The sequence below is a fragment of the Halomonas sp. OfavH-34-E genome, from assembly GCF_024124525.1.
Classification (GTDB): domain Bacteria; phylum Pseudomonadota; class Gammaproteobacteria; order Pseudomonadales; family Halomonadaceae; genus Halomonas; species Halomonas litopenaei.
The window spans coordinates 101,951-127,841 of the sequence record NZ_JAMXRY010000003.1 but is presented as its reverse complement, the minus strand read 5'-3'; the positions used below and the strand labels follow the sequence as shown (position 1 = coordinate 127,841).

The window sequence follows — 25,891 nt, the reverse complement described above, 5'->3', positions numbered from 1 at the left end:
CGCTATCCTCCGGCACGCAACGACGTCGATTCGATGGAAGACGGCGCCGGTTCGCCCGGCCGCTGCGAGGATCTGCCGATGGTATTGTTGCGCAGCAACATCACATTGCGCAGATAGATAAAGAGCCCGGCCCCCTGCCCAAGAATAAACACCGGGTCTCGGCGATGTATGGCGTAGACCAGCAGGGTCACCCCCCCGGCCAGGCTGAGAAACCAGAAGGCCACCGGCACCACGCTGCGTTTCGCCCTCTCACTGGCGATCCACTGCACGACAAAGCGCGCCGAGAACAGCGCCTGGCCGAGAAAACCCACCGCCAACCACCAGGACAGCGTCATTGCGACGGCCCTGCGGCGGCCTGGTTCAGGGTAACGCTGCTGCTTGAGGCCGTACTGCCAAAGACGACACGGGGCAGGACAACATCGAGACCGTCAGGCATCGGCTGCTGCCGACCAGTTTTGCTGACGGTGGTGTCCGTCGCAAAGGCCAGCTCCCCATGCCACAGCGTCGTCCCGACCCGAGGCGGGTCGAGCGCATCATCGACACCACGACAGTCCACCGGTAGCCGGCAGCGATGTTGCAGCCAGCACACTCCGACCAGATCGATGATGCCGACCCACAGGCGGTTGCCGAGACCATAGTGGGAACGCCCCGCCCCCCGGGGGCGGTGATTGACGGGGCGGGACAGACAACGCCCGCCCTGGGCAGTGACCAGGGCGGGCAGAAAGCGATGCATATGATCGAAGTACGGTAGCGAAAGAAACGCCTGCCGGCGGATCACCTTGAGACCACAGCCGCTATCCGGCGAGCCATCGCCGAGCAGTCGTGCTCGAACCGCATTGGCCACCCTAGAAGACAGCCGCTTGAGCGCGGAGTCCTGGCGCGTGACGCGATGGCCGCCCACCAGGTCCACCCGCGCCGCCTTTGCGGCTTCCAGCAACGCAGGAATATCGGCGGGGTCATTCTGGCCATCGCCGTCCAGGGTCGCCAGCCACTCGCCTCGGGCATGCCTCGCTGCCTGCCATAGGGCGGTGCTCTGACCCGCGCTATCGCAATGGCGAAGTGGCCTCAGCGAGTCCTGACGGTGCGCCCGCGTCACCAGCAGCGGCCAGGTATCATCGTCAGAGCCATCGTCTACCACGATGACCTCGTAGGCCTGGTGCGACAGCGCCCGTTCGACTTCATCGAGCAGCGTGGGCAGGTTGGCGGCTTCGTTATGGGCGGGGATAACTACCGACAGGGTTATAGCGTGCATGGGATTCGCCTCGGACTGGGGAATACCGTCACCTTGCCCGGCGATACTTAAGCCACCCTTAATTCATAAATGCCGCCCTTGGTCACGACGTCACCGAGACGTCACCACGCTCACAGCGTCGCAGGAGCCTCCAGGCGAGACACCTTCATCGATCTCCTGTGCGAGACGACGTGCCACCGCATACTCGATGTCCGAAAACCGTGCCACCTGAGGTACCCTGAAGGCACCACTGCATCGAGGTAGCCATGTTGCGTTTCCAGCAAGAGGACCCTGCCGCCCCCGCCATGGCGGCGATGATCCGCGCCCACCGCCGCGGGCTGAAGAAACTGGCGCCCACCTCGCCGCCGGAAAGCCGCCATGCCCTGACCCTGGATGAACTGAAGGCGCCGGAGGTGACCCTGTGGGGGCTGTGGGATGATGACGATCTGGTCGGCTGCGTCGCCCTGAAGGAAGTCAGCCACGACCACGGCGAGATCAAGTCCATGCGCACGGCACCAAGCCACCTTCGCCGGGGTCTGGCCTCCTTGATGCTCGACAAGGTGATCGAGGCGGCCAGACTGCGTGGCTATCGCCGGCTGAGCCTGGAGACCGGCTCACAGCCGGGCTTCGCTCCGGCTCGCCAGTTCTACACGCGTCACGGCTTTACCCCCTGTGCGCCCTTCGCCGGCTATGTCGAGGATCCCAACAGCGTCTACATGACCTTGGCCGTCTTCGATGACGACCGGGATGACGGCCAGGATGGCGACCTGAAGGAGGCCAGCCGATGAGCGAAAGTGATGACGCCAGCCCCGACAACAGCGCCACACCGTTGCCCCTCGACAGTGCCGACACCAGCGAGCTGTCCTGCGCCGAAGCGGTAACCTTCGACAGCGACGATACTCGCTGTCGCGGCTGGTGGTTCGAAGGTGCCGACGATGGTGCGGTGGTGGTCATGGCCCACGGTCTTGGCGGAACGGTGGCAGGCGGCCTTGCCGGCTACGCCCAGGCCCTGCATCGCGCCGGCCACAGTGTGCTGGTCTTCGACTATCGTCACTTCGGCCGCTCCGACGGCGAGCCTCGCCAGCTGCTCGGTATCAAGCGCCAGCAACAGGACTACGTGGCCGCCATCGACTATGCCCGGAGCCGGGCACCGGCCCTCCCGCTGGTGCTTTGGGGTACGTCATTCTCGTCGGCCCATGTCATCACTCTGGCGGCTCGTCGCGACGATGTCGCTGCAGTCATCGCCATGAATCCGATGCTCGACGGTCGGGCCTCATCGCTGCTCAAGCTCAAGGACGCAGGACTTGGCACCTTCCTGCGCATGACCGGGGTGGGACTCGCCGACCTTGCCAGGGGCTGCCTCGGCCGAGGGCCCCGGTACCTGCCACTGGCCGGCGAGCCGGGGACCCTGGCCGCGCTGTCCGCCCCGGACGCCCTGACGGGAATCCTGTCGTTTGTCGATGACGACTTCGACAATCGTATTGCGCCACGAGCCCTGCTGGCGCTCGGGCTCTACCGTCCGGTCACCCGGGCCCGCCAGGTTCACTGTCCGGTGCTGCTGCAACTTTGCCTGCGTGACAGCGTCGCGCCGATCGCCCCCGGCTACCGGCTGGCGGAAGCACTGGGATCACGGGCCACACTCAAGACCTACGACACCGGCCACTTCGAGATCTACGAGGGTGACTGGCGGGCGGCCTTCGCCGACGACCAGCGGGCATTTCTCGCCCAGGCGCTGGCGCAGTCGCCGGCGCCAGCGCCCACGGCCCACGCCACCGAGTCGCCTCAGCACACTCCAGACGAGACCGACCCGCCGCCCGCCCGGTAGCCTGGCTATACTGGCGACGACACCTGACTGGCCACGCCCGAGGGCATGCGAATGCGCCACTACCCCTGCCAACGCTGTGACAACCGCCTGTTCTTCGACAATACCCTCTGCCTGGTATGCCACTCCGAACTTGGCTGGTGCCCGGGTTGCCATGCCCTGGTGACGGTCGATCTCCAGCCCGATGGTCGCTACCGCTGCGTCGACGACACCTGCGCTACGCTGCTGGTCAAGTGCCACAACTATTCCGTGGAAGGGGTCTGCAACCGCATGATCACCATCGAGGAGGCCAACCGTGGCATGACGCTGTGTGACTGCTGTCGCCACAACCAGGCCATCCCAGACCTGTCGGTGCCCGGCCATCGTGAACGCTGGGCCAAGCTCGAGAGTGCCAAGCGCCGGCTTTTCTACACCCTCGACCTGCTGGGGCTACCCCACGAGGTAGATGGCCGCCGCGCCAACCCGCCGCTGGCCTTCGCCTTCCTCGCCGACGAAGTGGCGGCAGAAGGCGACTGGCACTCCAGCGACGAGGGCATGCCGGTGTTCACCGGTCACGCCGGCGGACTGATCACCATCAACGTCAAGGAAGCCGACGACGTCGAGCGCGAGCGCCTGCGTAACGACTTCAACGAGGCCCACCGCACCCTGATCGGCCACTTCCGCCACGAGATCGGACACTATTACTGGGAGTTGTTGATCAAGAACCGGGACGAGCCAGCCTGCATCGAGGTATTCGGTGACCACAACAACCCCAGCTACAGCGAAGCCCTCGATCGCCACTATCAGCAGGGACCACCGAATGACTGGCGCGGCCGCTTCGTGTCGGCCTACGCCACCATGCACCCCTGGGAGGACTTCGCCGAAACCTTCGGCTTCTACCTGGACATGGTCGCCATCCTCGATACCGCCGGACACTTCGGCATCACCCCCACCGGCTTCGACGAGGACCTCGAAGCGATGTTGACCACCTTTCGCCGCCTGAGTCTCGGCTTCAACGAGATGAACCGCGAGATGGGGCTGCTCGACCTGGTGCCGGAGGTGATCACCCCGACCATCGCCTGCAAGCTTTGCTATATCCACGATATGGTGCTGGCGGCGCGACGACAGCAGTAAGCCGCCCGTCTTCCCACCTAGCACCACCATGCGGCCCTCTTTCCAGAGGGGCCGCAATGCTTGGCAATATCCGGCTTGGCGAGATCCGGCTTGGCTAGGTTCAGCAGTGGCTCAGGGCAGGCGGGCCATGGGATACCTGGCCCGCCTGGCTTCACGCCTGGTCGCTGGCCGCCAGTAGCTCGCCATCGCCCAGGTCATCGAGGGTCGGGAAGTAGGTGCGGGCGATCGCCGTATGCAGCTCGGCAAAGCCCTGCTGCAGCACGTCGATAAAGTCGTGCAGGGCCTCGGGGGAGCGCACCAGGGCACGGACGTCGGCCTCGGCCACATCGGCCAGCACCAGCGTTGCCGTTGCCAGGGCGCGTTCGTGGCGAGGCAGCGAGCGCAGCGCGCGAATGCTGTCCTTGAGACTGCGCGACACCGAACGCGGGAACAGGGAGTCCTGCACCAGGAAACGCAGCACGTCGGTGGCCCTGACCCGACAGCGCACGTGCTGTCGATACATCTGGTAGGCCGTCAATGACTTGAGCACGCTCATCCACTGCAGGTGCTCGAACGGACGAATCTCGTCGCTGTCACGCTGCAGCAGGTTGGCCGAGCGCACATCGATGATGCGGGTGATCATGTCGGCCCGTTCGAGCTGGCGCCCGAGCATCATGAAGGTCCGTGACCCACCGTAGCTGAGGGTGCCCTCGATCAACCCGATCAACGTCTGACAGCCACGAATCACCAGCTTCAGAAAGCGCTCTCGGCGTCCCGGGCCGAGGCCCGCATCGGCGTGGGCACTGGCGGTCATGTAGAGCTGGTTGATTTCTTCCCAGACCTCCCGCGGTACCACGTCCCGCGTGGTGCGCAGATTCTCGCGGGCCTGGGCAAGGGCGGACAGGATCGAGCCGGAGTAGCGTCGGTCGGCACACAGGAACTGCACCACGTTGCGATCGTTGGGCTCGTCGTAGAGGGTCTCGAACACCTCGGCGCCCCCGGTGATATCGACCATCGCCGCCCATCCCAGCGGTTGGCGGTAGGGCATGTCCAGCATCAGGTGACTGGAGACGTTGATCAGCCGGGCGGTATCTTCGGCACGCTCGATGTAGCGGGCCATCCAGTACAGGTTTTCGGCGACTCTGGAAAGCATCAGCATGGTCTCAGTCCTCCCCCATCTCGACGATCCAGGTGTCCTTGCTGCCGCCCCCTTGGGACGAGTTGACCACCAGCGAGCCCTTGACCAGGGCCACACGGGTCAAGCCACCGGTGGTGACGTAGGCGCCGTCCTGGCCCGACAGGATGAAGGGACGCAAATCGACGTGGCGCGGCTCGGGCCGGCCATCGAACAGCGTGGGGGTGGTGGACAGGTTCAACATGGGCTGGGCCATGTAGTTGCGTGGGTTCTCCTGGATCAGCCTGGCGAAGGCATCACGCTCGGCCTGGGAGGCCTGGGGGCCCATCAGCATGCCGTAGCCGCCGGACTCGTTGGCGGGCTTTACCACCAGTTCATGCAGGTGCTCCAGCACATAGCGGCGGTCTTCCTCGAGCATGCACAGGTAGCTCGGCACATTGGGCAGCAGTGCCTCCTGATCCAGGTAGTACTTGATCAGTTTCGGCACGAAGGCGTAGACCACCTTGTCATCGGCGACACCGGCCCCCGGGGCGTTGGCCAGCGCCACCTTGCCGCTGCGCCAGGCCCGCATCAATCCGGGCACGCCCAGCACCGAGTCCTTGCGAAACGCCTCCGGGTCGAGGAAGGCGTCGTCGACGCGGCGGTAGATCACGTCCACACGGGTCAGCCCCTGGACGGTGCGCATGTAGACCACGTCGTCGTCATCGACCAGCAGATCCGGGCCCTGGACCAGTTGCACACCCATTTGCTGGGCCAGGTAGGCGTGCTCGTAGTAGGCCGAGTTGTAGATACCCGGGGTCAGCACCACCACCTGGGGATCGTCCCAATGGCGTGGCGACATGCCCGCCAGCATGTCGTAAAGCTGGGGCACATAGTCGTCCACCGGATGAATCTTGCCCGAGGCAAACAGCTCCGGCAGCACGCGCTTGGTCACGTTGCGATTCTCGAGCATGTAGGACACCCCGGACGGTATCCGCAGGTTGTCCTCCAGTACGTAGACGGTGCCGTCGCCACCACGCACCAGATCGGAGCCGCAGATATGCGCCCAGACCCCGTGGGGCGGATCGATCCCTACACACTGGGGGCGAAAGTTGACGGATTGCTCGAGCACCGCCGCCGGCAGCACGCCATCCTTGACGACCTTCTGGTCGTGGTACAGGTCGTCGATGAACAGGTTGAGCGCCTCGACCCGCTGCTTGAGGCCTGCCTCGGTGCGTCGCCACTCGTCGGCGGGGATGATGCGAGGCACGATGTCGAAAGGCCAGGCGCGGTCGATCATGCTGCCCTCGGAATACACCGTGAAGGTGATCCCCATGGTGCGAATGGCGATCTCTGCTGCGTTCTTGCGCTCTTCCAACTCGTCAGGGGCAAAGCCCGCGAGCACGTCACACAGCATCTTGGCCGCCTCCCGCGGCATCCCGGGCGTCGCCACCAGTTCGTCATAGAACCCTGCGCAGTCGTACTGCTGCCAATCCACATGGCTCATCGGCACACCCTCGATTGTTTTCGGCATCCGGCGACCCGACCACGACGATGGCACCCCCGCCTTCGACCGTACCGGGTCCCTCCTTGCTGTATAGCAAGCCCTGTACCAGACCGCCGAGAATAGGCCGCAGCGCCGAGCCTTCTCGCCGAATGGGCTGGCGCAATTGAGCAATTTGGACAAAAAGCGACCACTTGCTCCTGCCGAAAGTGCCCCACGAACCAGCAAGAAGGGGCAGCGAGCACCGATCTGGTGCAATCATGGCGCCCCCCGGCAAGCGCGGGCGGTAGCCCTCGGCAGCCCTTGCAGAAGCCGGTCGATGGCACCTGCTGCTGACGACGCCCACCTTTCGGGCTTGAGAGAAAGGCAGGAGTCGGGTACATCTTGTCGCCACGGTTCGGGGGGGATATCGTCACCTTCTGCAACATTCGCCGACACCCAGGAGCCTCCTCGCTTCCCATGCCTGCCTCTTCTCGTTCCGCACTCCCTGGCTCGTGCGCACCGCTGTCCTGCCCTGCTCAAGACAGCGGCGCCAGGCGGTGCCGTCTGGCCAGCCTTGTCAGGGGTGGCACGGCGGGATCCGGCAGATGATCTATCGACTTCGCCACACCACGCGCTACCACTACAGCGAGATCGTGACACTCAGCGAGAACGAGGCCTGCCTGATACCCCGTGAGATGGCCTACCAGCAGGTTGCCTGGGCGCAATTGTCGATCTCGCCGGGCGAGTCGCTACGCCAGAGCCGACAGGACGCCTTCGGCAACCATATCGCGCTGTTCGCGGTCGACACCCCCCATACCCAGCTCGAGGTCACGCTGGAGGCGCAGGTCATGACCTCGCCTCGCGCCACACCGCCGCAGGCCATCATTAGCTGGGAGCGGTGTCGAGAGCTGTTGGCAGACCGCCACCAGCCAGGTTTCCGCGAAGCACAGCCGTTTCTTGAAAACTCCGCCTATATCGAGCGCCGCCCGCTGCTCGCCGCCTGGGCCGAAGACTGTTTTCCCGCTGGTGGCGATCTGGTGGACTGCGTGGAGCGCTTGAACCGTCGCATCCATGAGGAATTCCGCTACGACAGCGAGTTCAGCGACATGGAGACGACACCGTCCCAGGTGCTCCAGCATCGCCGTGGGGTGTGTCAGGACTTCGCTCACCTGGCCATCGCCACCCTGCGCTCGGTGGGTCTGGCCGCGCGCTACGTCAGCGGCTATCTCGAGACTCGACCGCCTCCAGGACAGCCTCGACTGATGGGCGCCGACGCCTCCCACGCCTGGTTCTCCGTGCTAATACCCGGCTGGGGCTGGCTCGACTTCGACCCCACCAACGGTGTGCGCGCCGGCGAACGACACCTGTTGCTTGGCTGGGGCCGCGACTACGAGGACGTGGCGCCGCTCAAGGGCGTGGTGACCGGTGGTGGGCGCCAGCGCCTCGAGGTGGAAGTGGACGTTGTTCCCGCCGGGGAAGTCGCGGCCACCTGCCCGACCTCCGCCAGCCCTGGCGATCACCCGGCAGCGCCGATATCCGGCTGATTCGCTGTCCTTTATATTGCGCAGGCTCTGCCCGGCCTTGCCCTGCCCACCGTGTTCCAGGAGAGATTCCATGCAGGACCTGTTGATCTGGATTGCCACCGGCTTCGGCCTGGGCTATTCCCCCTGGGCGCCGGGGACGGTCGGCTCCCTGATCGGACTGCCGGTCGCCTGGTGGCTGTTCCGGCTGCCGCTCGGCACGCGCCTGGCCGTTACCCTGACGCTCCTCGTGCTGGCCGTTCCCGTCTGCCACTTCGCTTCGCTGTGGCTGGGCGGCGGCGACCTGCCCCAGATCGTGCTCGACGAATGGGTGGCCCTGCCCATCGCGGTGCTGGCCTTCTCGCGCTACCGACGGCGCATCATCCTGCCGCTGGGCTATCTACTGTTTCGCCTGTTCGATATCTCCAAGCTGTCCCCGGTACGCGAGATCGAAGGTATTGGCGGGGGACTCGGCATCGTCGCCGACGACGCGATGGCTGCTCTGTACGCCGCCCTCACCCTGATACTGCTGGTGCGCCTGACCCGCCGCTACTGGCAACGAGACCCCGAGCAGTCCTCATAAGCCAATAGCGGCCTGCCAATGCCGGGCGGCGCTTCCTATATCCACAGCCCTGACACAAAAAAACCGCCCTCGACGGGCGGCCAAACGGGACAGGGATCTATCGAAACAGTGACCGGGGGACCTCGTGCCCGGCCTCTGACGTCCAGTGCAGCAGATGTTGCACTGGCGTCACTCACTCAGCCTCGGTTATTCAGGAATCAGCACGCTGTCCACCACGTGGATCACCCCATTGCTGGCCTTGATGTCGGACTCCACCACGGCGGCATTGCCTACGCTTGCCGAGCCTTCCTGGGCGTCGATGGCCATGTCGGTTCCCTGCAGGGTGGTCACCTCGTATGACTCCTCCAGTGACACTTCTCCTTCCACCATGTGGTAGGAAACGACCTCGACCAGACGTCGGTGGGAGGCCTTGTCGTCGCTCATCCACTCATCGAGCTGTCCTGGCTGCAGGGTACCGAAGGCTTCGTTCGTTGGAGCAAAGAGCGTATAGGTTTGATCTCCCTGTAGCGGCTCGTCGAGGCCAGCCTTCTCGACAGCATCAAGCAATGTCGAGAAACGTCCGTCGGCCTGGGCGACTTCGAGCAGATTGCGTGAGGGATCCTGCTGTTGCTGCTGATCCGCTTCGGCCACCCCGCCAGCGAGCAGCGCTACGCCGAGCACGCAGCTCGGCAGGAACGACGTTGCGGCAGACATTGCTTTTTTCATGCTCTCGCCTCCTTGCGGTGATTGCTCCGAGATGTCGCGTCGCCACTGCACGCCTCCCGGGAACCTCTCTGTCGGGGCTGTTCAACCAGGACGACGCAATTCATGTACAAAAACTAGATCAAGAACAAGTAATGTACAAGAAAAAGTTTTACGACAGCTTTCGCCACTCTGATCATCAAAGCGTCATCTTTTGACGTCATGATATGGGCGCTGCTCGGAAAGACGGTAATGACGGCGAAATGCCGATACGCTTCCGGCGACAGAAAACCTATACAATACTTGCATATCAAGCCTGGCGATGAGAACCTTTCGTACCGTTGAGGCTCGGCCAGGAGGGCCATGCGCAGCCTCGCTTCCACAACGGAACGAACGACGGCACGTCATGCGCCAAGGAGGGCGACCCGTGTACTACCCGATTTCCTGTACCCGCTGTGGCCACGACCTGGCCAGCACACCGGGACCTGTAACGGCTCAGCCCAATGACTGGGAAGAGCTGAACTGCACCGAGTGCGGTGAGTTTCATGCCACCCTGGGCGCCTGGGAAGAACAGCAGACGCCCGACCGCCTGCGCTTTCTCAACAAGTCTCGCAGCCTGATGATGGCCATGCGACGTGAGCACGATGCCTTGATCGAGCAGCAGCACACCAAGGGAGAGCGAGTCGCATGATCACCGTCACCCTGGACCTGAGCTGCACCATCTGTGGCCACTCCCGCTTCACGCTGCCTGTTGGTCAAGACGACGGCGACAGCGTTCACTGCGCCAACTGCACCGCCTACAAGTGCAAGGCCATGGACCTGGAGCGCGCGCTGATGGCGACCCTGCCACCGTCCATGCCTGCAGTACCGGCTTCCTCTGGCGCCGCCCAGGCGGTACCCGCCTGAGCGATGGCTTGAGAGACAGCGTTTCTGCGCCCCGCTTTTCGCCGACGCGTCCTGGTGATTCACGCCGCCCCTTTCGGGGCGGCGTTTTTGATGGAAGGCAGCGCAGCCGCTTCTTTGCTTTCTTCCTTTCCTCCTTTCCCCCCTTGCCACCATGGCGGCGACCATCGAGACCGCTATCGAGGCAACTATCGGGGCCAGTGCGGGCCACGGCCCAGGTTTGGGGTATCATTCGCCCGCTAGCGAACGGCCGTCAGGCTTCAACCTCCCCTAGAAGAGGACCAGCCCTCCGCGGTAACGCCACGCTCGCCGGCACTCTCACGCCCCCTGGACACGTGGCTCATGACGAGCCGGAGACCCCATGCAAGAGACCGCCCTTACCGACCCTTCTCCCAAGGCAAACCGTTTTGCCCGCACCCGCGCACTGCCGACCATTGCTCTGTGCGCCCTGATCTACGCCTCGACCCTGGCCGTCGGCTACCACATCAACGCGGCGGTGTTGACGATCCTCAGCATGATCGTGCTGTGCCTGCTGCGTATCCCCGTGGCCATCGCCCTGATCAGCGCCGCCATGCTAGGCGCGCTGCACGCCGGACTGTCGATGAACGACGCCATCGGCGCCTTCAATGACAACCTGCTGGTCGGCGCCCAGGTCGGCCTGACCTACGTGATGATCGGCGCCTTCGCCGTGGCGCTGTCACGCTCGGGCCTGCTCGAACTGCTGGCCGATGCTATCTCGGCGCGCCTCGGCAGCGACGAGCAAAGTACCCGCAAGGGCGTCAAGTGGTCGCTGTTCGGCCTGTTCATCGTCGCCTCACTGATGTCGCAGAATCTGGTGCCGGTGCACATCGCCTTCATTCCGATCCTGCTGCCACCGCTGCTTGTGGTGCTCGATCGCCTGCGAGTCGACCGCCGCGCCGTGGCCTGTATCCTGGCCTGCTCGATCAGCGCCAGCTACCTGCTGCTGCCCACCGGCTTCGGTGCCATCTTTCTCAACGAGATCCTGCTGGCCAACGTCAACAGCGTCGGCGCGGACTACGGGCTGACCGCCACCGCCGACATGGCCCCCAAGGCCATGGCACTACCGGTGCTGGGCCTGGTCGCGGGGCTGCTGGTGGCCGTTTTTATCAGCTATCGCCGCCCGCGCGACTACGTCACACCAAGCACCACCACCACCACCACCACCGTCGCCACCAGGCCCGCCTCGCCGGCTCGCCTGAAGCCGCTGCAGCTGGTCATCACCTTGGGTGCTCTGGCGGTGGCCCTGGTCTTTCAGCTCAAGTTCGACTCGCTGTTGCTCGGAGCCATGGTCGGTTTTCTGATCCTGGGGGTCTCCGGTATCTTCCGCTGGCAGGAGCAGGATGACGTCTTCACCGACGGGCTGCGGATGATGGCGCAGATCGCGGTCATCATCACCGTCGCCTCCGGCTTTGCCGGCGTGCTGACCGCCACCGGCGAAATCGAGCCTCTGGTGGCGGCGTCGGCCGAACTGATCGGCGGCAACATGGCGCTGGGCGCAGCGGTGATGCTGGTGGTGGGACTGTTCATCACCATCGGCTTCGGTGACTCCTTCGCCAGTGTGCCGATCCTGGCACCCATCTACCTGCCACTGGCGCTGACCCTGGGCTTCGACCCGCTGGCGGCGATGGCCTTGCTGGGCGCCTCGGCGGCCCTGGGCGACGCTGGCTCCCCGGCCTCGACCATCACCCTGGGCGCCACCGCCGGGCTTAACGCCGATGGCCAGCACGACCACATTCGCGACAGCGTCATCCCCACCTTCCTGCACTGCAACATCGGCATGCTCGTGTTCGCCTGGATCGCCGCCATGGTGCTGTAATGCGCAGCACCTGACACCAAGCCTCGCAGCAATGGCAAAGGCCACCCCTCGGGTGGCCTTTTGCACGGCACCAGGCCAAGCGCAGATAACAGGGCGCGGCCGTTCAGGCCAGCGATTGCGACTCTGCCACCTCGATCAAGCGTCGGACCGCCGGCAGGCTGGCATCCCTGCGCCAGACCAGCATCAGTGGCAGCACTATATCCAGATCCTCCAGAGGAAAGCTGACCACTCCTTCCGGGGCCCCGGCCATGGTCATTTCCGGCAATATCGTGCAGCCCATGCCCGCCGCCACCAGGCACAGCATGGTGGCGTTGTCGGTGCCTTCCTGCACCACGTGGGGGGTGAAGCCACGTCGCTGAAAGGCATGGATCAGCTTGTCGTGATAGACCGGTGTCGCGCTGCGCTCGAACCAGATGAAGTCTTCACCGGCCAGGTCCGCCAGTCGAGAGGGGGGATGCTGCGCCAGGCGTGATCCTTCGCTGGCTACCAGCACAAGACGGTCTTCATAGAGGCAGTGGCTGTCGAGCTGATCATCATCGTCAGGGGGAAAGAACAGCATCCCCGCGTCCAGCTGATGATGGCGCAGCGCCTCCACCTGGGGCGCGGACAGCAGCGACTGTACCTTGAGGCTGACGTCCGGGTAACGCTGGCGATACCCGTTGAGCAGCTTGACGATCTGAGGCACCCACAGGTGCATGACGGTGACGCCCAGACGCAGCTGTCCGAGCTGTCCATCGGCAATCCGACGAGCATCGAGCTTGGCGGTCTCGAACTCTCGCAACAGTCGTCGCGCTTCGCCGTGAAAGGCAACCCCCGCAGCGGTCAAGCTTACGCCCTGACGTGATCGCTCCAGCAGGGTGGCTCCCACCGACTCCTCCAGCAGCCTGAGCTGACGGGTCAAGGCCGGCTGGGCCAACGGGATCTTTCTTGCCGCGCTGGAAATCGCGCCCTCCTCGACCACCGTCAGAAAGTAGCGCAGCTGCTTGAAGTCCATGTTCGATCCTTGTTTAGCGGGGCCACCACGCCAGTGCCAGGATTCACCCCAGTCGACGGCTCATACGGCAAATCTATACAATAAAAGCATGGAAATATAAAAATAATAATATTTTATCTATGACATACCGCCAACCATGATGAAGGACACAATCAACAAGCGTCCGGAATCTCATGACCCAGCCTATCGACCCCACCTTCTTCGACGACCAGCACAGCAGCTTGACCGAACTGCGCCAGCACTTTCATCGGCATCCGGAGCTCGGCTTCAAGGAACACGCCACCTCCGCGCGTGTCTGCGATGAGCTGGAGCGGCTCGACATTCCCTTCGACCACGGCCTGGGCGGCACCGGTGTCGTGGCCACCATCAGAGGGCTTGGCCCCGACAACGGTCGCCGTATTGGCCTGCGCGCCGACATGGACGCGCTGCCGATTCAGGAGGCAAGCGACCACGGCCATGTCTCCGAAGTGCCTGGTGTCATGCATGCCTGCGGCCACGATGGCCACACCACCATGCTGATCGGCGCCGCTCGCTACCTCGCCCGCCACCGCGATTTTTCCGGCACCATCCAGCTGGTGTTCCAACCGGCGGAAGAAGGCCTGGGCGGTGGACGAGCGATGGTCGAGGAGGGGCTGTTCGAGCGCTTCCCCATGGATGCGATCTACGGCCTGCACAACTGGCCGGCTCTGCCCCTGGGGCAGGTGGCGATTCGCCCGGGCCCGATCATGGCCGCCACCGATCGCCTGGATATCTGCATCCGCGGCAAGGGCGGCCACGGCGGGGTGAACCCACACCTTTCTACCGACCCGGTCAGAATGGCCGGCGCTCTGATCCAGGCCCTGCACAGCGTGGTCTCGCGCGATGCCGACCCGCTGTCTCCAGCGGCACTGAGCTTGTGCGGCATCAAGGGAGGTGAACTCGACGGCTTCGCCATCATTCCCGACGAGGTCCGACTGAGTGGCACGGTGCGAACCCTCGACAGCGCTACCCAGGATCGCATCGCCGAGGCCATCCAGCGCACCTGCGATGGTGTGGCGGCGACCTACGGCGGCGAGATAGACGTCGATCACCAGCGCATCTTTCCGGCCACGGTCAATCACCCGGCCGCGACCGACCACGTCATCGCCACCGCGAAGGAACTGCTGGGAGAGACCGCACTGGAGCGCGACGTGAATCCCAGCCTTGGTGGTGAAGACTTCGCCTTTATGCTCGAAAAGTGCCCGGGAGCCTACTTCTTCCTCGGCAGCGCCGAATCGGACACCACCCCGCCGCTTCATAACGCTCGCTACGACTTCAACGACGCCATCATTCCCGTGGGCAGCCGACTGCTGGTTGCCATCGCTCTTGGCGCCTTGAACGACCATCGCTGAGGCGATGCCGACAACGACCACACTCAACAACAAGAGGTCTTCCCATGAACCACCAAAAAGGCATGCCTTCCAAGGGCCTGCTGATCTACTTCGTGCTGTGCACCCTGGCCATGGTGTGGCCGGGTGCGCTGATCGCCAATCGCATCGATCCGATGGTGCTCGGCATGCCGTTCTTCATGTTCTGGTACGTGGCCTGGGTCTTCGCGCTGTTCGTGGGCCTGTTGATCGCCTATCGCAAGGATACCGGCGAGGAGGCAGACCATGAGTGATTCTCTGCTGATCACCGCCATGACGGTGGGCTATCTGGTCATCGTGCTGCTGGTGGGCCTGCGCGCAAGGCGTGGCCAGGGCTCCTCGCTGGAAGGCTACGTGGCGGGCGGTCGCCATATGGGCCTTCTGGTGCTGTTCTTCATCCTCGGTGCCGAGATCTTCTCCGCCTTTGCCTTCCTCGGTGCACCTGGCTGGGCCTACAGCAAGGGCGCCCCGGCGTTCTATATCATCGCCTACCTGACGCTGGCGGTAATCGTGTGGTGGCTGATCGCGCCGCATATCTCGCGGCTGGGTCGCCGCCACGGCTTTCTGACCCAGGCCGAGTTTCTGTCGGCCTGCTACCCCACTCCAAAGAATGTGCTGGGCCTAGTCATCGGTGTCGTCAGCGTGCTGGCGATGATTCCCTACCTGACCATCCAGATCGCTGGTGCCGGCATGCTGTTCGAAGCGGCGACCTCCGGCACCATTCCGTTCTGGCTGGGCAGTCTACTGGCCTGCGGCGTGGTGGCCGCCTACGTCTACGCCAGCGGCCTTCAGGGCATCGGCTGGACCAACCTGATGCAGGGCCTGATGATGGTCGTCATCGCCTGGGCGCTGGGGCTGACCACGGCCGAGCAGTTCTTTGGCGGCGTCGGTGAAATGTTCCAGCAGATCAAGGACCAGGCGCCGGAATATCTGACCATGCCCGGCGCCACCGGGATGGGCTGGGGCGCCTTCTCCACTGCGGTACTGGTCAGCGCGCTGGGCTGCGTGATGTGGCCTCACATCTTCATGAAGTTCTACAGCGCCAAGGACGTCAGGACGCTCAAGCGTGTCTTTGTGCTCTACCCGCTCTACAGCTACCTGCTGGTACCGCTGCTGATCATCGGCTTCGCCGGCATCGTGCTGCTCGCCGACACGCCACTGGATTCGCCTGACCGGGTGCTGCTGACCATCGTGGTGGAACTCGCCGACCTGCCCGCCTGGGTGATCGGACTGGCACTGTCCGGCGCCTTGGCGGCGGCCATGTCGACCGCCGCCAACCTGGCCCACACCTCGGCCACCATCCTGGTACGTGACGTGGTCCAGTTCACGCCCAGGATGCGCGCCCTGCCCGAGCACAAGGCGCTGTCACTGACGCGCTACGGGGTCATCGCGATATCGCTGATGGCGTACCTGCTGGCACTGGCCAACCCCGGCTCGCTGGTCAGCCTGCTGCTCGGAGCCTACGGCATTATTGTGCAACTGCTGCCGATGCTGCTGGGTGCCCTGTTCTGGCGTCGCGCGTCCCAGACCGCGGCTTTTATCGGGCTGAGTGTCGGCGCCGTCATCACCCTGCTGCTGCAATTCGGCATCGATGCGCCTTTCGGCTGGCACCCGGGCTTCTGCGGGTTGGTGGTCAACTCGGCGATCTTTGTCGTCATCAGCCTGATGCGCAAGTCGCGCGAGTCTCGCTCGCCGGTCGAGTGCCTGTCACCCCAGGTCTGATAGACCCTCGTCGATGACCTGCTCCAATCGCCAGCGGCCCGATACCGGGCCGCTGGTGTCGTGTCAGGTGATGCTGTCGCCCCCCGTGGCCACCCTCGCGTGTCTTCTCGTTTGCCCTCGTGGTCAGCCCCATCATTGATTTTATAGACACCTGGTCTAAAATCATTGCATGACCAATCCGACGATAGCCAGGCGCCGGGGGCGACCGCCGAAGACCGACTACAGCGTCGGCGCCACCCAGGGCGACGCCAGAGCGGCGCTGATCGCCAGCGGCCTCGAGACCCTGACCGAACACGGCTTTCTGAGCGCGGGACTCGACGGCATGCTCAAGCGTGCCGGGGTGCCCAAGGGTTCCTTCTATCACTACTTTGCCAGCAAGGAAGCCTTCGGCCAGGCGGTGCTCGAGCGCTACGCCCGCTATTTTGCCGACAAGCTCGACCGCCATCTGCAAGACGATTCCCGGCCACCGCTCGAGCGCGTGCAGGCCTTTGTCGACGATGCCAAGGCCGGCATGGCGCGCCACGACTATCGCCGTGGCTGTCTGGTGGGCAATCTCGGTCAGGAGGCGGCTGGCTTGCCACCGGACTACCGCGAGCGGCTGATCGCCACGCTCGCCGACTGGCAACGACGTCTCGCCGCTTGCCTGGAAGAAGCCCGCCACCACGGCGATATCGCCTCCGACAGAGACCCTGACCGGCTGGCCGAGGCCTTCTGGATCGGCTGGGAGGGCGCCATCATGCGCGCCAGGCTGGAACGCAGCCCGCGCCCGATCGATGTGTTCACCGACAGCTTCTTTTCGGGCCTGGACACCCAACGCCAGGGTCGTCCGTCGCCATGAACTGAACTGAGCCGACCTGACTTGACAATAGTCCGACACTGAACCAAGAGCCCGCTCCTGCGGGGTCGTATACGGCGCCCTGATACTGCTTGCGCCAATTTATAGACAAACCGTCTAAAAAGGAGACCGCCATGTTCGACGCCATCGTGATCCGCAAGGAAGGCGACACTCAGAAGGCCGCTATCGAGTCACTGGATGACCAGGCCCTGCCCGAGGGCGACGTGACCGTGAACGTCGAATACAGCACCCTGAACTACAAGGACGGGCTGGCCATCACCGGCAAGGGCCCGGTGGTCAAGTCCTTCCCCATGGTCCCGGGTATCGACCTTGCCGGCGTGGTGGAAGCCTCACAGCACCAGGACTTCCAGCCGGGTGACCGGGTGGTCCTGAACGGCTGGGGCGTCGGCGAGAAGCACTGGGGCGGGCTGGCCCAGAAGGCACGGCTGAACGGCGACTGGCTGATCCCGCTGCCCGAAGCCTTCAGCACCAGAAACGCCATGGCCATCGGCACCGCCGGCTACACCGCCATGCTCTCGGTGCTGGCGCTGGAGCGCCACGGGGTGACCCCGGACCAGGGCGAGGTGCTGGTCACCGGCGCCAGCGGTGGCGTCGGCAGCTTTGCCATCACCCTGCTGGCCAAGCTGGGCTACGAAGTCGTTGCCTCCACCGGCAAGGTCGAGGAGGCGGACTACCTGAAGGCGCTCGGCGCCACCTCGATCATCGACCGCGGCGAGCTCGAACAGCCCGGAAAGCCCCTGGCCAGGGAACGCTGGGCGGGTGCCGTCGACAGCGTCGGCAGCCACACCCTGGTCAATGTGCTGGCCTCGACCCGCTACGGCGGCACGGTGACCTCCTGCGGCCTGGCCCAGGGCATGGACCTTCCCGCCACGGTGATGCCCTTCATCCTGCGCGGCGTGACCCTGGCCGGCATCGACAGCGTGATGCAGCCCAGAGAAGTTCGCCTGGAAGCCTGGCAGCGCCTGGCCGAGCTGATGCCTGAAGAGCGTCTCGACGACATCGCCAGCGAGATCCCGCTGAGCGAGGCCATCACCACCGCAGAGCGCCTGATGGAAGGCAAGGTCAGAGGTCGCGTGGTGGTCGCCACCCGCTAGGCCCGATGACACGTGCCCTGCTGGCCGTCGCCGGCAGGGCGCCTGATGTTGCTTTCCTCGGCGCTTTCTTGGGCCTTACCTGGCGCTTACCTGGCGCTGTCTTGGCTTCCTGCCGGCTCGCATACAGGCACCAGCACACCGCCACATATTCCATATGTGGAATTTTATTTCTACATAAGGAATTTTCTTGACGCCCTCAGGGTCGCTTCCTAGGCTGGTTTGAACTTGACGAGGAATCAGCCATGAGCACCGATGGGAATTTCATCAACAACGACTTTGTCAGCGCCCCCCATGCCAGCATGATCCCGGTCTACTGCCCCGCCACGGAAGCGGTGGTGGGCGAGGTCCAGGCCGCCACCAACGCCCAGGCGATGGAAGCTGTCGAGGTCGCGGCCAGGGCCCAGAAGCACTGGCGCAGGCTGACCAGTGCCGAGCGGGCGGTACATATGCAGCGCCTGGCCGACGCCCTGATGGAGCGTCGCGAGGCCATTGGGCGGGCGCTGGCCGAAGAGTCGGGCAAGAGCCTCGAGGACGCCATCAACGAGGCGGTATACGCGGCCGATATCACCCGCTACCACGCCGAATGGGCGCGACGGATCGAGGGCGATATCGTGCCCAGCGACACCCCTGACGAGAGCCTGCTGCTCACTCGGGAGCCGATCGGCGTGGTGGCCTGCCTGATTCCCTTCAACTACCCCGTCTTCACCCTGCTGCGCAAGATTGCCCCGGCGATGATCACCGGCAACAGCGTGATCGTGCGCCCGAGCAACAACACTCCGCGTTCGGCCTTCGAAATTGCCAGGGCCGTCCAGGCGGCCGAGATCCCGCCGGGGGTGGTCAACATCCTGAGCATGGACCACGCCACCGCCGAGGCCGTGTGTACTCACCCAAGGGTCGGCATGATCACCCTCACCGGCAGCGTCGGCGCCGGCCGCAAGGTGCTGGAGTACTCCCAGGTCAATATCGCCAAGTCGTCGCTGGAACTGGGTGGCAAGTCACCGGCCATCGTCGAGCCCGACGCCGACCTCGAGCAGGCCGCCCGTCAGATCGTGGCCTCCAAGACCACCAACTGCGGCCAGCTGTGTACCGCCATCGAGCGAGTCTACGTGCATCAGTCCATCGCCGAGCCCTTCATCGCCCTGCTCAAGGCCAACATGGAGGCCTGCACCTTCGGCAATCGTGCCGAGGACCCTAGCCACATGGGCCCCCTGATCAACGAGAACACCCGCCTCAATGTCCACCAGATGGTCGAGCGTGCCATCGACGACGGCGCCACCCTGGCCACCGGCGGCGCGATTCCCCCTGGCCCCGGACACTTCTACCCGCCGACCCTGCTGACCGACTGCCGCCAGGACATGGAGATCGTCCAGGAAGAGATCTTCGGCCCGGTACTGCCGGTGCTGACCTACGCCGATGTGGATGAAGCCCTGGCGCTGGCCAACGACCACCAGTTCGGCCTTGCCTCGGTGGTGTTCACCGAGAACTACCGCACCGCCATGAAGGTGGCCCACAACATCGAGGCAGGCGAGGTCTACATCAATCGCACCCCATCGGACCCCTACCAGGGCTACCACGCCGGCTGGAAGCGTTCGGGCCTCGGTGGCGACGACGGCAAGCACGGCATGCTGGACTACACCCAGACCCGGCTGGTGGTATTGAACTACTGACGCCATCCCGCGCCACCCCACACCCAAGCCCATCACCGCCGCGTCTACGCCTGGCGGTCGGCCGCTTGCTGCCCTTTTCAGAGGACTCGCCGTTCATGAAAGTCGTCAGTTGTGAAAGCCATGTGGTCGCCACACCTCCGCCCCACATCGGCGGCATGTACTGGATCTTCGTCAAACTGGGAACCGCCTGTGGCATCGAGGGCGTCGGCGAGGTCTATGCGGCGACCTTCCACCCGCAAGTGGTGGTCGCCGCCATCGAGGACGTGTTCGAGCGCTACCTGAAGGGACGGGATCCCCACCATCTGGAACGGCTGTATCGCGAGACCTACTCGAGCGGCTTCACCCAGCGCCCGGACCTGACCATGATGGGGGTGCTCAGCGGCCTCGAGATGGCCTGCTGGGACATCGTCGGCAAGGCGGCCGGCCAGCCGGTACATGCACTGATCGGCGGCAAGCTCCACGATCGGCTGCGCTCCTACACCTATCTCTACCCCCGTGCCCCCGGCGGCGACTATGACTACGACAATGTCGAGCTGGCGGTGGAGTGCGCCCTGGAGCAGAAGGCCCTCGGCTTTACCGCGCTCAAGTTCGATCCGGCGGGCCCCTACACCGCCTACTGCGGGCATATGCTGTCACTGGAGGCGCTGGAAAAGAGCGCAACCTTCTGCCAGCGCATCCGTGAGGCGGTCGGCAACGGCTGCGACCTGCTGTTCGGTACCCACGGCCAGATGACGCCGGCCTCGGCGATCCGCCTGGCCAAGCGCCTCGAACCCTTTGACCCGCTGTGGTTCGAGGAGCCGGTGCCACCCGGCCAGAGCGAGGCCATGGCCAGGGTCGCCGACCATACCTCCATCCCGGTGGCCACCGGTGAGCGGCTGACCACCAAGTACGAGTTCCATGACCTGCTGCGCCACCAGGCCGCCTCGATCCTGCAGATGAACCTTGGCCGGGTCGGCGGCATCCTCGAAGGCAAGAAGATCGCCGCCCTGGCCGAGGTCCACTACGCCCAGATAGCGCCCCACCTGTACAACGGCCCGGTGGGTGCGGCGGCCAGCATTCAGCTCGCCGCCACCACACCCAACTTCCTGATCCAGGAGAGCATCGGCACCTGGGACGGCTTCCACGCCGAGGTGCTCGAAGCCAAGATCGAGTGGAGTGACGGCTTTATCATTCCCTCCGATCGACCGGGGCTCGGGGTGGAACTGGACATGGCGGTGGTCAGGGCCCACTCGCCCTACACCGGCAAGCGCCTGCACCTGAGCATGGACGCCACGCCCTACGACGTCGTCCAGCAGTCCTGCACCCGCTGGAAGACCCGACCGGAGGCCTGAGGCGATGGACTACGACTTCATCATCGTCGGTGCAGGTTCCGCAGGCTGCGTGCTGGCCCACCGGCTGAGTGCCAGCGGACGCCACAAGGTACTGATCGTCGAGGCCGGCGGCCGTGACAGCTCCCCCTGGCTTCGGGTGCCGGTGGGCTTTGCCAAGACCTACTATCACCCCGGCTACAACTACATGTACTACAGCGCCGAGGAGCCGGCGTTGGCCAACCGGCGGATCTACACACCCCGGGGCAAGGTCCAGGGAGGATCGGGCTCGATCAACGCCATGATCTATGTGCGAGGCCAGCCATCGGACTTCGATGACTGGGAGCGCGCAGGTAACCCGGGGTGGGGCTACCAGGCGCTGTTGCCCTATTTCAGGAAACTCGAGCAGCACCCTGCGGGCGATACCGAATTCCACTCGAGCCAGGGACTGATCGGCATCACCCCGCTCAAGGAAATCGCCCATCCGATCTGCCAGTCCTACCTCAGGGCTGCCGATGAACTCGGCTACCCGCTCAATGACGACTTCAATGGCGCCTCCATCGAAGGTGCCGGCCTCTATGAGACGAACATCCGCCGAGGCCGTCGCGATTCCAGCAACACCGCCTACCTGAAGCCGGCGCTCGAGCGCTCCAATCTCACCCTCAAGCACGTCAGCCAGGTTCAACGGGTGCTGTTCGACGATCAGCGTCGCGCCAGCGGCATTGAATACCGAGAGCAAGGCCAGTTGAAGACCCTGCGCGCACGCCGCGAGGTGATCGTCTGCGCCGGTGCGGTGGACTCGCCAAAGCTGCTGATGCTATCGGGGCTCGGGGACAGCGAGAAGCTGCGACAACACGGGATCGCAGCGCTCCAGCAGCTGCCCGGCGTGGGCCGAAACCTGCAGGATCACCTGGCCGTCAGCTACTTCTATCGCGCCAACTGCCGGACCCTGAACGACGACTTCAACTCTCTGCCCGGCCTGACCAGGGCAACGATGAGGTACCTGATCAATCGCAGCGGCCCGCTGGCGATGAGCGTCAACCAGGCCGGCGGCTTCTTTCGCGGCCATGCCGACGAACCCGTGCCCAATATCCAGCTCTACTTCAACCCGCTGTCCTATCGCATCCCGGCGCTTCCGGACACGACACTGACCGCGGATGCCTACTCCGGCTTCCTGCTGGCCTTCAATTCCTGCCGTCCCGACAGTCGTGGCACCATCGAGCTGGCCAGTGCCGATGCCAATGAGCCGGCGGTGATCCGGCCGAACTATCTGGGAACCCGACGAGATCAGGACGAGGCCATTCAGGGCAGCCGGCTCATTCGCGCGCTGGCCGAAACGGCAGCCCTGGGTGCCGTCATCGACGCCGAGGTCACCCCGGCGGATGCCGTCCACGATGACCAAAGCATGTTAGAGTACTTTCGCGCCAACGCAGGCTCCATCTATCATCTGTGCGGTACCTGCGCCATGGGGCCCGACCCTCGCGAGGCGGTGGTCGATGGCAGTCTCAGGGTGCATGGCGTGTCCGGGCTCAGGGTCATCGACGCCTCGATCTTTCCCAACATCACCTCGGGTAACCTCAATGCACCGGTGATGATGGTGGCGGAAAAGGGGGCCGACCTGATCCTTCAGGACCACCCGATCTGAACGACGCCCAGGAGCCACATCGCCCCTGAGTCTGACCGGACGAGTCATCTGCATTCGTCCTCGCATTCGCGTTTTGGAGACCGCGGCTGATCATGAATTCGGAAAGGACCTCGGAAAAGACCAAGGCTCCGGCGGTCGATCATAGCGTCATGATCCTGGACCTGCTGGCGGCCACCAGCTATCCCATGACGCTTTCGGAAATCTGTGACGCTACCGGTATCTCGCCGGCCACCGGTCACCGTGTCATCAACGCCCTGCTTCACCACCAGCTGGTGGCCCAGGATCCAAGCCGCAAGAAGTCCTACTGCATCGGCTCACGCATTTTCCAGATATCCTCCACCATCTATAACAAGCAGAGCCTGATACCCTACTTCTATCCGATCGCGGAAATCCTGAAAAACGAAATCCACAAGACCATCTTTCTGTGCGTGCCCATCGGCAACAAGGTAGTGGTGGTGTCCAAGATCGACGGTGCCAGTGGCGCAAGCTTCAACCTTTACGTCGGCAAGACCATGGCGTTGCACGAAGCCGCCAGTGGCAAGATCATCCTGGCGATGCGCGACGAGGACTCCTGGCAGGGCTATCTCGCCGACGAGCTTGGTCTTGCTCCCGAGAACAAGGGGGTGAAAGGCGTCATGGCGGAACTGGGGCGGGCCCATCGGCTCGGTTACGCCACCTCCAACGGCGCGCCTGAGCAGGGCGTCAGCTGCATCGCCGCACCGGTGCTCAACCTGCGCAACGAGCCCATCGCAGCGATCAGCGCCGCCATCAGCAGCGACACCCTGAGCCCCCAGGAGGCGCGCCGCTACTCCAAGAACCTGGTGCAGGCCGCGCGCCAGCTGTCGTCCCGCGTTGTCTGACGTCCCGCGTCATCGGGCATCCACGGCACCGCTGCCGCTGGATCGCCTGCCGCCCTTGAGTGCGCTGAAGGGATTCGAGGCCGCGGCGCGACTATCAAGCCTGCGCGCCGCAGCCGAGGAGCTGCACCTCTCCCACCCCGCCATCGCCAACCAGATACAGCGTCTGGAGCAGAGCCTGGGGACGAAACTGTTCGCCCGCCGGGGTCGGCATATCGAGCTCACCGAGTCCGGGCGACGTTTCTACCCTGTCGTGCGCGACGCCCTGGAAGCGCTGATCCTGGGCGCCGAAACACTGCGTCGCCAGCCCTGCCTTGAACCCCTGCGCGTGCAGGTCTACGTAACCACCTCGATCCGCTGGCTGGCCCCACGACTGGCACAATTTCACCAGCGCTATCCCGAGACCGAACTGAGGATAAAGACCTACAGCCTGGACTGGACCTTCGACAGCGCTCACGCCGATATCGCCATCCTCTTCCGTGATGGCCCTCTGCCCTCTCGACTTGACTGGACACCGCTGTTTCCCTCGACGCTGACCCCTGTGTGCAGCCCCTCGCTGGTGATGGGGCATTCGTTGCCGCTATCCCCCGAGGCGCTGCAGGCCTTCCCGCTGATCAGCGTCTACACCGAGAGCTGGAGCTGGCAGGGCTGGTTCGACACCCAGTCGCCTTCTGCCACACGGCCCGCGCCATCACGCGCCCTTCAGGTCGACACCCTGGCGGCGGCGCTCGAGATGGCCGCCCGAGGTGAAGGCGTCGCCCTGGTCAATGGCCCCTTCGCCGAGGATGACCTGGCCACGGGCCGGCTGATCAACCCGGCGGGCAAGGTACAGCCCGCCAGCGGCGAATGGGGCATCGCCTACCCCTCCCATCTGGCCGACGATCCGCGAGTTGAGGCCTTCAGCACCTGGCTGCTGAGTCAGCGGGGCTGAGTCGCCTTCACTCAACAAAAGTGACCAATCACCAAGAAAAGATGAATTGTCGTCTGCCCCCGCCGTGCCTAGCGTGAAGCCTACCTGCAGCATTTCATCCGCCCCCGCACAAGGATGTCACTGCAAGGTGATCGGCTCACCGGCATGAGATGACATCCCATGAACATCGGCTTTATCGGACTTGGCAACGTCGGCGGCAAGCTCGCCGGCAGCCTGCTGCGCAACGGCTATCACGTCACGATCCGCGACCTCGACCCCGAGGTCACCCGACGCTTCATCGACCAGGGCGCAGCCGCCGCCAGCAGCCCCAGAGCAGTGGCCGAGGCCAGCGACATGATCATCACCTGCCTGCCATCTCCTCGCGCCTGCAGCGCGGTAATGGAAGCCGAGGATGGGGTCATCGCCGGGCTGTCTGCCGACAAGGTGTGGCTGGAGATGAGCACCACCGATGCCCAGGAACTGGTACGCATCGCCGCCAGGGTCACCGCCACCGGCGCCCTCGCCATGGAGACACCGGTCTCCGGCGGCTGCCACCGCGCCGCCACCGGCAACATTTCGATCTTCGCCGGCGGTGATCGCGACACCTTTGAACGGGTGTTGCCGGTGCTGACCACCCTGGGGCGTCGGGTCCTGCACACCGGACCTCTGGGCACGGCCTCGGTGCTCAAGGTACTGACCAACTACCTCGCCACCGCCAACCTGTGTTCGGTGGCCGAGGCCTTGACCGTGGCTCGCAAGGCCGGCCTGGACATGAACACCACCTTCGAGGCCATCCGTATCTCCTCGGGCAATTCCTTTGTCCACGAGACCGAATCCCAGGTCATTCTCAACGGTAGCCGCGATATCAGCTTCACCATGGATCTGGTGCTCAAGGACGTGGGACTGTTCGATGCCCTGGCCAGAAGCCTCGAGGTGCCCCTCGAGATATCGCCGCTGCTGCTCGACATCTTTCAGGATGGCCAAGAGCGCTACGGCCCCCGTGAGTGGTCATCCAACATCATCCGGCGCCTTGAGGACGACTGCGACGTCGAGGTGCTCGGCGACGGCTTCCCCGCCGAACTGACCGACACCGAGCCGGAAGAGGTCGGCCATGAAGTGGTCGTGCGCGGCAGGTCCGGATAAAGGGCTGCCAGGCTGACCGCGACGGTATACGCCGGTCTTGAT

25 protein-coding genes are annotated in these 25,891 nt (G+C 64.4%); 19 read left to right on the top strand and 6 right to left on the bottom strand.

Annotation, left to right across the window (positions count from 1 at the left end; genetic code table 11):
- Positions 1-2 precede the first annotated feature (2 nt).
- Positions 3-335, bottom strand: a complete 333-nt coding sequence (locus tag NH448_RS02505) for a lipid-A-disaccharide synthase N-terminal domain-containing protein (RefSeq protein WP_045992623.1) — start codon at positions 333-335, stop codon at positions 3-5.
- Positions 332-1,252, bottom strand: coding sequence for a glycosyltransferase family 2 protein (locus NH448_RS02500; protein ID WP_071211112.1), 921 nt, complete (start codon positions 1,250-1,252; stop codon positions 332-334). The genes NH448_RS02505 and NH448_RS02500 overlap by 4 nt, the downstream gene beginning before the upstream one ends.
- 245 nt (positions 1,253-1,497) lie before the next feature.
- Here NH448_RS02500 and NH448_RS02495 point away from each other — a divergent pair, with 245 nt between their 5' ends.
- Genes NH448_RS02495 through NH448_RS02485 form a run of 3 tightly spaced genes read left to right on the top strand, consistent with a single transcriptional unit; the run spans position 1,498 to position 4,166 of the window.
- Positions 1,498-2,019 (top strand): GNAT family N-acetyltransferase, encoded by a 522-nt coding sequence (locus tag NH448_RS02495; protein WP_045992622.1) that lies wholly within the window; start codon positions 1,498-1,500, stop codon positions 2,017-2,019.
- On the top strand, positions 2,016-3,056 hold the full coding sequence (locus NH448_RS02490) for an alpha/beta fold hydrolase (RefSeq protein WP_052704337.1): 1,041 nt from the start codon (positions 2,016-2,018) through the stop codon (positions 3,054-3,056). The genes NH448_RS02495 and NH448_RS02490 overlap by 4 nt, the downstream gene beginning before the upstream one ends.
- Before the next feature lie 51 nt (positions 3,057-3,107).
- On the top strand, positions 3,108-4,166 hold the full coding sequence (locus NH448_RS02485) for a putative zinc-binding metallopeptidase (protein WP_045992621.1): 1,059 nt from the start codon (positions 3,108-3,110) through the stop codon (positions 4,164-4,166).
- Between the two features lie 151 nt (positions 4,167-4,317).
- Here NH448_RS02485 and NH448_RS02480 read toward each other — a convergent pair whose 3' ends face one another.
- Together NH448_RS02480 and NH448_RS02475 are read right to left on the bottom strand one after the other, a co-directional pair.
- A complete protein-coding gene (locus NH448_RS02480; protein WP_231498416.1) occupies positions 4,318-5,304 on the bottom strand; it encodes an alpha-E domain-containing protein in 987 nt (328 codons plus the stop codon).
- Positions 5,305-5,308: 4 nt separating this feature from the next.
- Complete coding sequence (locus tag NH448_RS02475; RefSeq protein WP_253028376.1) at positions 5,309-6,766, bottom strand: circularly permuted type 2 ATP-grasp protein; 1,458 nt, start codon at positions 6,764-6,766, stop codon at positions 5,309-5,311.
- Between the two features lie 584 nt (positions 6,767-7,350).
- Between NH448_RS02475 and NH448_RS02470 the strand changes: the two genes are divergently transcribed.
- Positions 7,351-8,289, top strand: coding sequence for a transglutaminase family protein (locus tag NH448_RS02470; RefSeq protein WP_045992619.1), 939 nt, complete (start codon positions 7,351-7,353; stop codon positions 8,287-8,289).
- 70 nt (positions 8,290-8,359) lie between these two features.
- Positions 8,360-8,848: a phosphatidylglycerophosphatase A gene (locus tag NH448_RS02465; protein WP_045992618.1), complete on the top strand. Its 489-nt coding sequence runs from the start codon at positions 8,360-8,362 to the stop codon at positions 8,846-8,848.
- A gap of 186 nt (positions 8,849-9,034) precedes the next feature.
- Here NH448_RS02465 and NH448_RS02460 read toward each other — a convergent pair whose 3' ends face one another.
- Positions 9,035-9,553 carry a fasciclin domain-containing protein gene (locus NH448_RS02460; protein WP_083970387.1) on the bottom strand — a complete coding sequence of 173 codons (519 nt, stop codon included), beginning with the start codon at positions 9,551-9,553 and terminating at the stop codon, positions 9,035-9,037.
- Positions 9,554-9,956: 403 nt separating this feature from the next.
- On the opposite strand from NH448_RS02460, the gene NH448_RS02455 reads away from it, so the two are divergent.
- The 3 genes from NH448_RS02455 to NH448_RS02445 all read left to right on the top strand — a co-directional run bounded on the left by NH448_RS02455 (position 9,957) and on the right by NH448_RS02445 (position 12,269).
- Positions 9,957-10,220 carry a hypothetical protein gene (locus tag NH448_RS02455; protein WP_045992616.1) on the top strand — a complete coding sequence of 88 codons (264 nt, stop codon included), beginning with the start codon at positions 9,957-9,959 and terminating at the stop codon, positions 10,218-10,220.
- The gene (locus tag NH448_RS02450) at positions 10,217-10,435 is read left to right on the top strand and encodes a hypothetical protein (RefSeq protein WP_045992615.1); all 219 of its coding nucleotides are present in this window, start codon (positions 10,217-10,219) and stop codon (positions 10,433-10,435) included. Before NH448_RS02455 ends, NH448_RS02450 begins: the two co-directional genes overlap by 4 nt.
- A 481-nt stretch (positions 10,436-10,916) precedes the next feature.
- The gene (locus NH448_RS02445) at positions 10,917-12,269 is read left to right on the top strand and encodes a Na+/H+ antiporter NhaC family protein (RefSeq protein WP_045992638.1); all 1,353 of its coding nucleotides are present in this window, start codon (positions 10,917-10,919) and stop codon (positions 12,267-12,269) included.
- A 103-nt stretch (positions 12,270-12,372) separates the two neighbouring features.
- Here NH448_RS02445 and NH448_RS02440 read toward each other — a convergent pair whose 3' ends face one another.
- Positions 12,373-13,263 carry a LysR family transcriptional regulator gene (locus tag NH448_RS02440; protein ID WP_045992614.1) on the bottom strand — a complete coding sequence of 297 codons (891 nt, stop codon included), beginning with the start codon at positions 13,261-13,263 and terminating at the stop codon, positions 12,373-12,375.
- Between the two features lie 173 nt (positions 13,264-13,436).
- On the opposite strand from NH448_RS02440, the gene NH448_RS02435 reads away from it, so the two are divergent.
- From NH448_RS02435 to NH448_RS02385, 11 genes are all read left to right on the top strand, one after another.
- Positions 13,437-14,633, top strand: coding sequence for a M20 aminoacylase family protein (locus NH448_RS02435; RefSeq protein WP_045992613.1), 1,197 nt, complete (start codon positions 13,437-13,439; stop codon positions 14,631-14,633).
- Between the two features lie 44 nt (positions 14,634-14,677).
- Positions 14,678-14,902: a DUF3311 domain-containing protein gene (locus tag NH448_RS02430; RefSeq protein ID WP_045992612.1), complete on the top strand. Its 225-nt coding sequence runs from the start codon at positions 14,678-14,680 to the stop codon at positions 14,900-14,902.
- Complete coding sequence (locus tag NH448_RS02425; protein WP_045992611.1) at positions 14,895-16,370, top strand: sodium:solute symporter family protein; 1,476 nt, start codon at positions 14,895-14,897, stop codon at positions 16,368-16,370. The genes NH448_RS02430 and NH448_RS02425 overlap by 8 nt, the downstream gene beginning before the upstream one ends.
- A 169-nt stretch (positions 16,371-16,539) precedes the next feature.
- Positions 16,540-17,208, top strand: coding sequence for a TetR/AcrR family transcriptional regulator (locus tag NH448_RS02420; RefSeq protein ID WP_045992610.1), 669 nt, complete (start codon positions 16,540-16,542; stop codon positions 17,206-17,208).
- A gap of 131 nt (positions 17,209-17,339) precedes the next feature.
- Positions 17,340-18,320 (top strand): MDR family oxidoreductase, encoded by a 981-nt coding sequence (locus tag NH448_RS02415; RefSeq protein WP_045992609.1) that lies wholly within the window; start codon positions 17,340-17,342, stop codon positions 18,318-18,320.
- Positions 18,321-18,562: 242 nt separating this feature from the next.
- A complete protein-coding gene (gene aldA / locus NH448_RS02410; RefSeq protein WP_045992608.1) occupies positions 18,563-19,987 on the top strand; it encodes an aldehyde dehydrogenase in 1,425 nt (474 codons plus the stop codon).
- A 95-nt stretch (positions 19,988-20,082) separates the two neighbouring features.
- Complete coding sequence (locus NH448_RS02405; protein ID WP_045992607.1) at positions 20,083-21,318, top strand: mandelate racemase/muconate lactonizing enzyme family protein; 1,236 nt, start codon at positions 20,083-20,085, stop codon at positions 21,316-21,318.
- A 4-nt stretch (positions 21,319-21,322) separates the two neighbouring features.
- Entirely contained in the window at positions 21,323-22,939 is a 1,617-nt protein-coding gene (locus NH448_RS02400) for a GMC family oxidoreductase N-terminal domain-containing protein (protein ID WP_045992606.1), read from the top strand.
- A 92-nt stretch (positions 22,940-23,031) separates the two neighbouring features.
- Entirely contained in the window at positions 23,032-23,799 is a 768-nt protein-coding gene (locus NH448_RS02395) for an IclR family transcriptional regulator (protein WP_045992605.1), read from the top strand.
- On the top strand, positions 23,792-24,727 hold the full coding sequence (locus NH448_RS02390; protein WP_052704335.1) for a LysR substrate-binding domain-containing protein: 936 nt from the start codon (positions 23,792-23,794) through the stop codon (positions 24,725-24,727). The genes NH448_RS02395 and NH448_RS02390 overlap by 8 nt, the downstream gene beginning before the upstream one ends.
- Before the next feature lie 159 nt (positions 24,728-24,886).
- A complete protein-coding gene (locus tag NH448_RS02385; RefSeq protein ID WP_045992604.1) occupies positions 24,887-25,849 on the top strand; it encodes an NAD(P)-dependent oxidoreductase in 963 nt (320 codons plus the stop codon).
- Positions 25,850-25,891: the final 42 nt, after the last annotated feature.

Bases quoted from the DNA above. Each gene is read 5' to 3' on its own strand.
- NH448_RS02505 (WP_045992623.1), bottom strand. From the start codon at position 335: ATGACGCTGTCCTGGTGGTTGGCGGTGGGTTTTCTCGGCCAGGCGCTG.
- NH448_RS02500 (WP_071211112.1), bottom strand. From the start codon at position 1,252: ATGCACGCTATAACCCTGTCGGTAGTTATCCCCGCCCATAACGAAGCC.
- NH448_RS02495 (WP_045992622.1), top strand. From the start codon at position 1,498: ATGTTGCGTTTCCAGCAAGAGGACCCTGCCGCCCCCGCCATGGCGGCG.
- NH448_RS02490 (WP_052704337.1), top strand. From the start codon at position 2,016: ATGAGCGAAAGTGATGACGCCAGCCCCGACAACAGCGCCACACCGTTG.
- NH448_RS02485 (WP_045992621.1), top strand. From the start codon at position 3,108: ATGCGCCACTACCCCTGCCAACGCTGTGACAACCGCCTGTTCTTCGAC.
- NH448_RS02480 (WP_231498416.1), bottom strand. From the start codon at position 5,304: ATGCTGATGCTTTCCAGAGTCGCCGAAAACCTGTACTGGATGGCCCGC.
- NH448_RS02475 (WP_253028376.1), bottom strand. From the start codon at position 6,766: ATGAGCCATGTGGATTGGCAGCAGTACGACTGCGCAGGGTTCTATGAC.
- NH448_RS02470 (WP_045992619.1), top strand. From the start codon at position 7,351: ATGATCTATCGACTTCGCCACACCACGCGCTACCACTACAGCGAGATC.
- NH448_RS02465 (WP_045992618.1), top strand. From the start codon at position 8,360: ATGCAGGACCTGTTGATCTGGATTGCCACCGGCTTCGGCCTGGGCTAT.
- NH448_RS02460 (WP_083970387.1), bottom strand. From the start codon at position 9,553: ATGAAAAAAGCAATGTCTGCCGCAACGTCGTTCCTGCCGAGCTGCGTG.
- NH448_RS02450 (WP_045992615.1), top strand. From the start codon at position 10,217: ATGATCACCGTCACCCTGGACCTGAGCTGCACCATCTGTGGCCACTCC.
- NH448_RS02440 (WP_045992614.1), bottom strand. From the start codon at position 13,263: ATGGACTTCAAGCAGCTGCGCTACTTTCTGACGGTGGTCGAGGAGGGC.
- NH448_RS02435 (WP_045992613.1), top strand. From the start codon at position 13,437: ATGACCCAGCCTATCGACCCCACCTTCTTCGACGACCAGCACAGCAGC.
- NH448_RS02430 (WP_045992612.1), top strand. From the start codon at position 14,678: ATGAACCACCAAAAAGGCATGCCTTCCAAGGGCCTGCTGATCTACTTC.
- NH448_RS02425 (WP_045992611.1), top strand. From the start codon at position 14,895: ATGAGTGATTCTCTGCTGATCACCGCCATGACGGTGGGCTATCTGGTC.
- NH448_RS02420 (WP_045992610.1), top strand. From the start codon at position 16,540: ATGACCAATCCGACGATAGCCAGGCGCCGGGGGCGACCGCCGAAGACC.
- NH448_RS02415 (WP_045992609.1), top strand. From the start codon at position 17,340: ATGTTCGACGCCATCGTGATCCGCAAGGAAGGCGACACTCAGAAGGCC.
- aldA (WP_045992608.1), top strand. From the start codon at position 18,563: ATGAGCACCGATGGGAATTTCATCAACAACGACTTTGTCAGCGCCCCC.
- NH448_RS02405 (WP_045992607.1), top strand. From the start codon at position 20,083: ATGAAAGTCGTCAGTTGTGAAAGCCATGTGGTCGCCACACCTCCGCCC.
- NH448_RS02400 (WP_045992606.1), top strand. From the start codon at position 21,323: ATGGACTACGACTTCATCATCGTCGGTGCAGGTTCCGCAGGCTGCGTG.
- NH448_RS02395 (WP_045992605.1), top strand. From the start codon at position 23,032: ATGAATTCGGAAAGGACCTCGGAAAAGACCAAGGCTCCGGCGGTCGAT.
- NH448_RS02385 (WP_045992604.1), top strand. From the start codon at position 24,887: ATGAACATCGGCTTTATCGGACTTGGCAACGTCGGCGGCAAGCTCGCC.